We start from the raw sequence: 6946 nt of genomic DNA, 5'->3' as shown, positions 1-6946 counted from the left end.
AGGATTGCGCTGTGCTATTCACCAATGAGAACGGATGACGTCTGCAAATAATTAGTCGACCGGCCGGATCGCCAGCCCCGCCGCAGTGTCGCAAGCGAGCGCGGCAGCGTGTCGCAGTTCTCACTTTGCACCCTCGATGAGCATTAATTCTCTTTCTCAATTGACAATCATTATCATTCAACATAATTTGTCGCTCGATGTGTAGGACAGCACCGGTCATTCCGGGCGTCCCACTAACCTATTGGCAGCAAGGTGATTTCCAATGACGGAACAAGTGTCCACAAGCAGGTGCGATTCACCGCTACTTCAGGCATTCGTCGACAATCGACTGATTCTGGTCAAGATTGCAGCCCGTATTACCGGCTGCCGCTCCCGTGCCGAAGACGTGGTACAGGACGCGTTCTTCCGCCTGCAGTCGGCGCCGCAGATCACGTCTTCGTTCAAGGCTCAACTCAGCTACCTGTTCCAGATCGTGCGCAACCTGGCGATCGATCACTACCGTAAACAGGCACTGGAACAGAAATATTCCGGGCCTGAGGAAGAAGGCCTGAACGTGGTGATCCCGGGCGCTTCGCCGGAAACCTCGCACATGAACTTCTCGACCCTGGAAAACATTGCCGACGCGCTGACGGAGTTGCCCAGCCGCACCCGTTACGCTTTCGAGATGTACCGCCTGCATGGCGTGCCGCAGAAAGACATCGCCAAGGAACTCGGGGTCTCGCCGACCCTGGTGAACTTCATGATTCGCGATGCGCTGGTGCACTGCCGGAAGGTATCGGGGAGTCGGGTGGATACCTTTGCCCGGCGTTAAGATCTGAAATTCGAGTCGCCCCCTTCGCGAGCAAGCCCGCTCCCACATTTGATCTCTGGTGTTCACAAATTTTGTGTTCGCAGGAGAAGCAATGTGGGAGCGGGCTTGCTCGCGAAGACTGGCTCAAGACCGCAACTAATCTTAAGCCTTACGCCTCAAGCCAACTCACACCGCTCAAAAAACCGCTCCCGCCCCAACACCATCAACGCTGCGCGCTTGTGCGGAAAATCGAATTCCTTCTCGCAATGAAAACGCTGGCCCTGCATATACCCGATCATCTTGCCGTTGTCGGCCCGAGGCTCGGCAACCACCCGGCGGGTACGCGGATCATCGAGAAACAGATAATGCACCAGCGCCGATAACCAGCTCGCCACCTTGTGCGGGCCGCGGTGATGCTCTTCACCGACCAGCATGTGGACCCCCCGGTCGTAATCGTCTGCCTCATAGAAGGGCGCGATGCGATCTTCCTTGGCCCAATAGGCCTCGAAATAAGCAAACGGTTGATCATCGAAACAGCCGATCAGCGTCAGGGTGTGGGGGTCGGCCTCGAGTTTGTCCAGGTACTCGCGATGCTGCTGCAGACTGCCTTCCTCCTGCCAGAAGCTCGCGACCCGCGCACTGTTCTGCCAGCGATTGAACCGCTCAAGATCATGGTCGATGTCCAGCGTGCGCAGGGAAATCCACGCGCCCAACCGGGCATCGAAACGTCGATAAACATCACCCTGCGGTTTCAGCGGGCGCAACGGATGACGTTTGCCGCCACTGATGACCATGTGCTGTGGATAACAGCTGGCCAGGGACTGACCGAGCCAGGGCCGCGGCATTTGCCAGAACAGGGTGCGCTCGCAACGATATTGGCCTGTGGCTTCGGTGATGACCAGCAAGCCGTTGCGCAAGGCATCGACAGGGACCTCATCCAGCTGCCAGGTCAGGCTCTGACAGGCAGGATCGCGGGCAAACAGCCAATAACAGGCTGTGTGCAGGGCATCGCCATCGGGGTGGTCGAAGACTTGCTCGATCTGCACCAGCAGGCCGGGTTCACGGGTCAGACGCAACCTGATCAGCGGCTGCCCATCCAGGTCGAGGCTCAGCCGGCTTTCGGTTTCATCAGCTACAAGACGGCTTCCTGCAGGCAACGCCAAGGCAGTCAGGTCATTCGGATCGGGCATGGTCGGGCTCACGTTAATCGTCGACAGTTCAACGAGGTGACGTGAGCCGCCGGGGAAAATTTAAGAGAAGTCGATCAATACACGATCTGTGGCGCGATTTCAGTTACCGGGTACCGGCACCACGGCAATCCGGTACGGATCGAAAATCTTCAGCATCTGGCCGTTCTCGCGCAAGTCTTGCAGCAACTTGCCAAATGCAGCGCCACTGATGGGCGCCGTCGGGCGGAGGATGGCGTAGTGGTGATAGATCTGATCGACCCGATGCGACACCAGCAACTGATCGCCGACCTGTTCATTGCGCAGCAGGTAGTCGCTTAAATACGAACGCGTCACCAGGGCAATGTCCGCTCGCCCGCGCAGCACCATCAACAGGTTGCTGTCATGGGAATAGGTCAGCGTGGCGTTGTAGTTCTGCGCGAGATATTTCGGGTCGGCATTGAAGTTGGAAAATTCGTAATGATAGCCGCTGAACAGCGCCAGGCGTTTGCCGGCGAGATTGGCAAAATAGCTTTGCTGACGGCCGGGCTCGCGTTGCGCGACAAAAATCTCGGCGTCTTCCAGGCCCATGTCGACGGTGGTATGGGGAATGTCCTTCCAGCCCCAGTCCGGGTTTTCGAAGATCGCCATGTCTACCCGGGCTTGCTTGAAATCACCGAAGCGTCGGGGGATGGACGTCGGCACCAGGACAAATTGATAGTCGCTTTGCAAGGCGTTGAGCGCCTCGACCAATTGCGGCAACAGGCCAGTGTCGGCACCGGTTTCCGGGCGCACGGTGTAGGGCGGGAAATGCGCGGCACCGATGCGCACCAGTTGCACAGCCTGGGATGGCACTACCCATAACGACGAAAGCACCGACAGTAGCAGTACCGAGGCCGTCCGAATTGGCGATGACATCAAACTACCCACTCCCAAGAAAATACGCTTCATGCATTCAAGCCAGGCGTTTTCAGCCACTTCAGCAGTCTAGTCGTGTTTCGGACAACCCTGGTCTTTCTCTGCCAGCACCAGAATCAACGCTTCATCGGCCAATTGATCGAGGCTCAGGCTGCCGCCGGCGCGAAACCAGGTGGTGGTCCAGGACAGTGCACCGGTCAGGAACCGGCGGGTAATGAACACATCGCCGCGGATATACCCGGCGTCCCTGGCCTCGCCCAGCACCTGGAGCCACAGGTCTTCGTAGACGTCGCGCAGGGCCAGCACCCGCGCCTGCCCTGCTTCGGAGAGCGAACGCCATTCATACACCAGCACTGCCATCGCCTCGCCGCTGCCGCCCATGATTGATTGCAATTCGCACCGAATCAGTGCCAGCACCCGCTCGCGCACGCTATTGGCCTCGGCCAGTTCCGCACGCATCAATGCCGTGTTGTAGCGAATGGTCTCTTCCATCACCGCCCGCAGGATGTCGTCCTTGCTTTTGAAGTGATGAAAAATACTTCCGGACTGGATGCCGACGGCACCGGCCAGATCGCGCACGGTAGTGCGCTCGTAGCCTTTGTTGCGAAACAGGTGGGCCGCCACTTGCAGCAGTTTGCCGCGGGCGCTGTCCGGGTCGGTCAATTGGCCGTCGTCGACCAATTCGCGCATCACCCTCAGGGCTTTTTGCTCGTCCACCCATTCTCTCCTACAGTCGATCAATCCAATCCGCCTCTTTACCGCTAAAACAGCGGGGTGGCGCGGGCAATTTAAGCTGGCGGCGGCGACCAAGCAAGCGCTCGGGCAGAAGATAGTATAGCCGCTTACAAACCAAGCGCTTGCTTGGCAGTCTCTATGCATTGCTGTCGGAGGTGGCCATGGCGTTGATGGGCTTGCCGAACAGAACGTGCGCGTGATCAGCAATGCCGGCGGGGTCAATCCACAAGCCTGCGCCGCCGCCCTGCAGACAGCCTGCGACCACGCCGGGGTGGCGCTGAAAATCGCCGTGCTGCTGGGAGACGACCTGCAACCGCAGATCAGGGTCGGCGACCAGGTGAAAAATCGTCAGATATTGTTGGAGGTCGAATAAGCCGCTAGGCGGATCCGCCAGGTTTGGCTACGCTCAAGCGCTATCAGGACGCGGATACCAGGAACCCTGCGATGCCTCACTGGCTGGTCATTGATCTGGAAGCCACCACCGATGAGGGTGGCTGGCCAGTAACGGAAATGGAAATCATCGAAATCGGCGCCACGCTGGTGGATCGCAAGGGGCGGGAACTGGATTCATTCCAGCGCTTCGTGCGGCCACTGCGGCGGCCCTTGCTGACGCCGTTTTGCCGGGAGCTGACGCACATCACCCAGGCCGACGTCGATGGGGCCGAGCCGCTCGGCGAAGTCTGGCCATCGTTCGAACGCTGGCTCGGCCAGCATCATGCGCGACTGGAAGGCTGGGCCAGTTGGGGCGACTATGACCGCAAACAACTGCTGCAGGAATGGCAGCGCCTGCAGCTCGACAGCGCCCTGAGCCGGGTGCAACACATGAACCTCAAGCAACGCTTTGCCAAGGCCCGTCGGCTGGAACGCCCGCTGGGGCTCAACGGCGCCCTGCAACTGGCGGGCATGCAGTTCACCGGTCAGCAACACCGGGCGCTGGAAGACGCGCGCAATACAGCACGTCTGCTACCACTGGTTCTCCCTCTCTAGCGCGTGACGGCGCCAAAGGCCTTGTGCATACTGGCCGGCCTTTTTCAGCCCTTTTTTCGAGGAATCGCCCATGTTTAAAGTCAACGAGTACTTCGACGGCACCGTCAAGTCGATCGCTTTTGGCACCGCAGAAGGTCCGGCAACCATCGGCGTCATGGCGCCGGGCGAATATGAGTTCGGCACCAGCCAGCGTGAAATCATGCATGTGGTGACCGGCGCCCTGACCGTCAAGCTGCCCGACAGCAGCGACTGGGAAACCTTCGCCGCAGGCAGCCAGTTCAACGTACCCGCCAACTGCAAGTTCCAGCTGAAAGTGGCTGTCGACACCGCTTACCTGTGCGAATACCGCGGCTGAACCCAAGGTTCACAGCGCAAAAAAATGCCCGTGTCCCAGGACACGGGCATTTTTCATTGTCGCAATTATTCCAGGATCGTCACCGGCATGCCGACTTCGAGGTGGCCGTTGCCATCATTGACCAGATTCTGGCCGAACATCGCGCCCTCTTCCTGGGCCCGGTATTTCTGCAAGGTCGCCAGAGGTTCACGATCATCGCTGCGTAGACCGGTTTGTGGGTCGACGGTGGTCAGGATGCAGCGCGAACAAGGCTTGACCACGCGAAACTCGACATCGCCGATACGGATACGTTTCCAGCCATCTTCGGCATACGCATCGCTGCCCTCGATCACCAGATTCGGTCGAAAGCGCAGCATCTCCAGAGGGCGTCCGACCTTTTGCGATAGATCCTCCAGAGACGCCTGCCCGATCAGCAACAGCGGGAAGCCATCGGCGAAGGCCACCCGATCGTCATCCCTGCCATAGCCCGCCTGAGTGATCCGCGCGCGATCGAGCGATATTTGCACCAAACGAGTCGACTTGCCAATGAATTCACTGACCCAGGCCCCGGCCTCATCACCGGCATCGGGCACCCGCAAACTGTCACGAAAAATGGTGATGCCGCGCAGTTCGGCGTCACGGCCGGGCAAGGCGATATCAATCGGCGAGCGGTCCGGAGCACTCAGGGTCAAGCCGCCTTCGGCATTCCACAACGCCGACAGCTGACTCATCCGCCCCGCTACGCGCTGGCTCAGGAACCGCCCGCTGGCCTCGTCCACCAACATCCAGCGTCGATCCCCTACCAGTCCAAGCTTGTCCAGGCTGGCCTGCTGCAGGATCTCGCCCTTGCCGGATTTCAACGGATAACGATAAAGCGCGCTCAAACGCAGCATGGCCAGCTCCCTGGAGGATAAAAACGCCACCCTATACGAGCTCCAGCGCCGAATCAAAGGCTGAAAATCGGACACGGTCTACCTGTGGGAGCGGGCTTGCTCGCGAAGACGGGCTCCCACAGGTTGCGCGCGTCGATATCAGGCCGGGACCTGGTCGAGCATCAAGCGCTGGCGCACCACGTCGACCAGTTTGTCCGGCTGGAATTTGGAGAGGAAGTTATCGCAGCCGACCTTCTTGACCATCGAGTCGTTGAAGCTGCCGGACAACGAGGTGTGCAGCACCACATAAAGGCCACGCAGGCGCGGGTCGTTACGGATTTCAGTGGTCAGGCGGTAACCGTCCATTTCCGGCATTTCCGCATCGGTGAAGACCATCAGCAACTTGTCGGTCATGTTCACGCCCGTATCGGCCCAGCCCTTGAGCAGGTTCAATGCCTTAAGGCCATCGCTGGCCACGTGCATCTTCACGCCCAACTGCCCCAGGGTTTCGCGCAATTGCGAGATTGCCACGTTGGAGTCATCCACCAGCAGCACTTCACGACCGCGGGCGTGTTCCAGGACGGGATCGTCGAGTTTTTCGCGGGACACCTTGGCGTTGTACGGCACGATTTCGGCCAGGACTTTTTCGACGTCGATGATTTCCACCAACTGGTCGTCGACCTTGCTGATGGCGGTCAGGTAATGCTGGCGACCGGCGCTGGTCGGCGGCGGCAGGATGGCTTCCCAGTTCATGTTGACGATGCGGTCCACGCCACCGACCAGGAACGCCTGCACCGAACGGTTGTACTCAGTGACGATGATGGTACTGGCAGGGCTTGGCACCAGCGCACGCATGCCGATGGCCTGGGACAGGTCGATCACCGGCAGGGTCTGGCCTCGCAGATTGATCACCCCGCAGACAAACGGATGGCGCTGGGGCATCAGGGTCAGTTTCGGCAGTTGCAGCACTTCCTGAACCTTGAACACGTTGATCGCGAACAATTGCCGGCCGGCAAGCCGAAACATGAGGATTTCCAGGCGATTCTCCCCCACCAGTTGCGTGCGTTGGTCTACCGTGTCGAGAATGCCGGCCATCAAGGACTCCTGGGTTTGTTCCGATGAATTCACTAAAGGTCGTTATCGG

At 59.3% G+C, this 6946-nt stretch carries 8 protein-coding genes and 1 pseudogene; 4 read left to right on the top strand and 5 right to left on the bottom strand.

The annotated features are described in order from the left end of the window. Positions 1-262 precede the first annotated feature (262 nt). On the top strand, positions 263-811 hold the full coding sequence (locus J2W17_RS08655) for an RNA polymerase factor sigma-70 (RefSeq protein ID WP_064676521.1): 549 nt from the start codon (positions 263-265) through the stop codon (positions 809-811). 155 nt (positions 812-966) lie between these two features. Here the strand turns inward: J2W17_RS08655 and J2W17_RS08650 are convergent, their stop codons facing one another. The 3 genes from J2W17_RS08650 to J2W17_RS08640 all read right to left on the bottom strand — a co-directional run bounded on the left by J2W17_RS08650 (position 967) and on the right by J2W17_RS08640 (position 3591). Then, positions 967-1980: a GNAT family N-acetyltransferase gene (locus J2W17_RS08650; RefSeq protein ID WP_307332273.1), complete on the bottom strand. Its 1014-nt coding sequence runs from the start codon at positions 1978-1980 to the stop codon at positions 967-969. Between the two features lie 99 nt (positions 1981-2079). Beyond that, positions 2080-2874 carry a substrate-binding periplasmic protein gene (locus J2W17_RS08645; RefSeq protein ID WP_307332270.1) on the bottom strand — a complete coding sequence of 265 codons (795 nt, stop codon included), beginning with the start codon at positions 2872-2874 and terminating at the stop codon, positions 2080-2082. A 69-nt stretch (positions 2875-2943) separates the two neighbouring features. Next, positions 2944-3591, bottom strand: a complete 648-nt coding sequence (locus tag J2W17_RS08640; protein WP_307332267.1) for a TetR/AcrR family transcriptional regulator — start codon at positions 3589-3591, stop codon at positions 2944-2946. Positions 3592-3784: 193 nt separating this feature from the next. Here J2W17_RS08640 and J2W17_RS08635 point away from each other — a divergent pair. The 3 genes and pseudogenes from J2W17_RS08635 to ppnP all read left to right on the top strand — a co-directional run. Beyond that, positions 3785-3982, top strand: a pseudogene (locus tag J2W17_RS08635) (acyclic terpene utilization AtuA family protein); the annotation flags it as partial. A 71-nt stretch (positions 3983-4053) separates the two neighbouring features. Further along, complete coding sequence (locus tag J2W17_RS08630; protein WP_307332263.1) at positions 4054-4596, top strand: exonuclease domain-containing protein; 543 nt, start codon at positions 4054-4056, stop codon at positions 4594-4596. A gap of 70 nt (positions 4597-4666) precedes the next feature. After that, complete coding sequence (gene ppnP / locus J2W17_RS08625) at positions 4667-4951, top strand: pyrimidine/purine nucleoside phosphorylase (protein WP_307332261.1); 285 nt, start codon at positions 4667-4669, stop codon at positions 4949-4951. Positions 4952-5016: 65 nt separating this feature from the next. On the opposite strand, the gene J2W17_RS08620 is transcribed toward ppnP, so the two are convergent. After that, entirely contained in the window at positions 5017-5823 is an 807-nt protein-coding gene (locus J2W17_RS08620) for an MOSC domain-containing protein (protein WP_307332257.1), read from the bottom strand. A 138-nt stretch (positions 5824-5961) separates the two neighbouring features. Then, a complete protein-coding gene (locus tag J2W17_RS08615; RefSeq protein WP_307332254.1) occupies positions 5962-6897 on the bottom strand; it encodes a chemotaxis protein CheV in 936 nt (311 codons plus the stop codon). Positions 6898-6946 lie beyond the last annotated feature (49 nt).

The organism is Pseudomonas lini, assembly GCF_030812475.1.
GTDB lineage: Bacteria > Pseudomonadota > Gammaproteobacteria > Pseudomonadales > Pseudomonadaceae > Aquipseudomonas > Aquipseudomonas lini_A.
The sequence above is the reverse complement of the archived record's forward strand: the minus strand, read 5'-3'. Positions and strand labels throughout refer to the sequence as shown.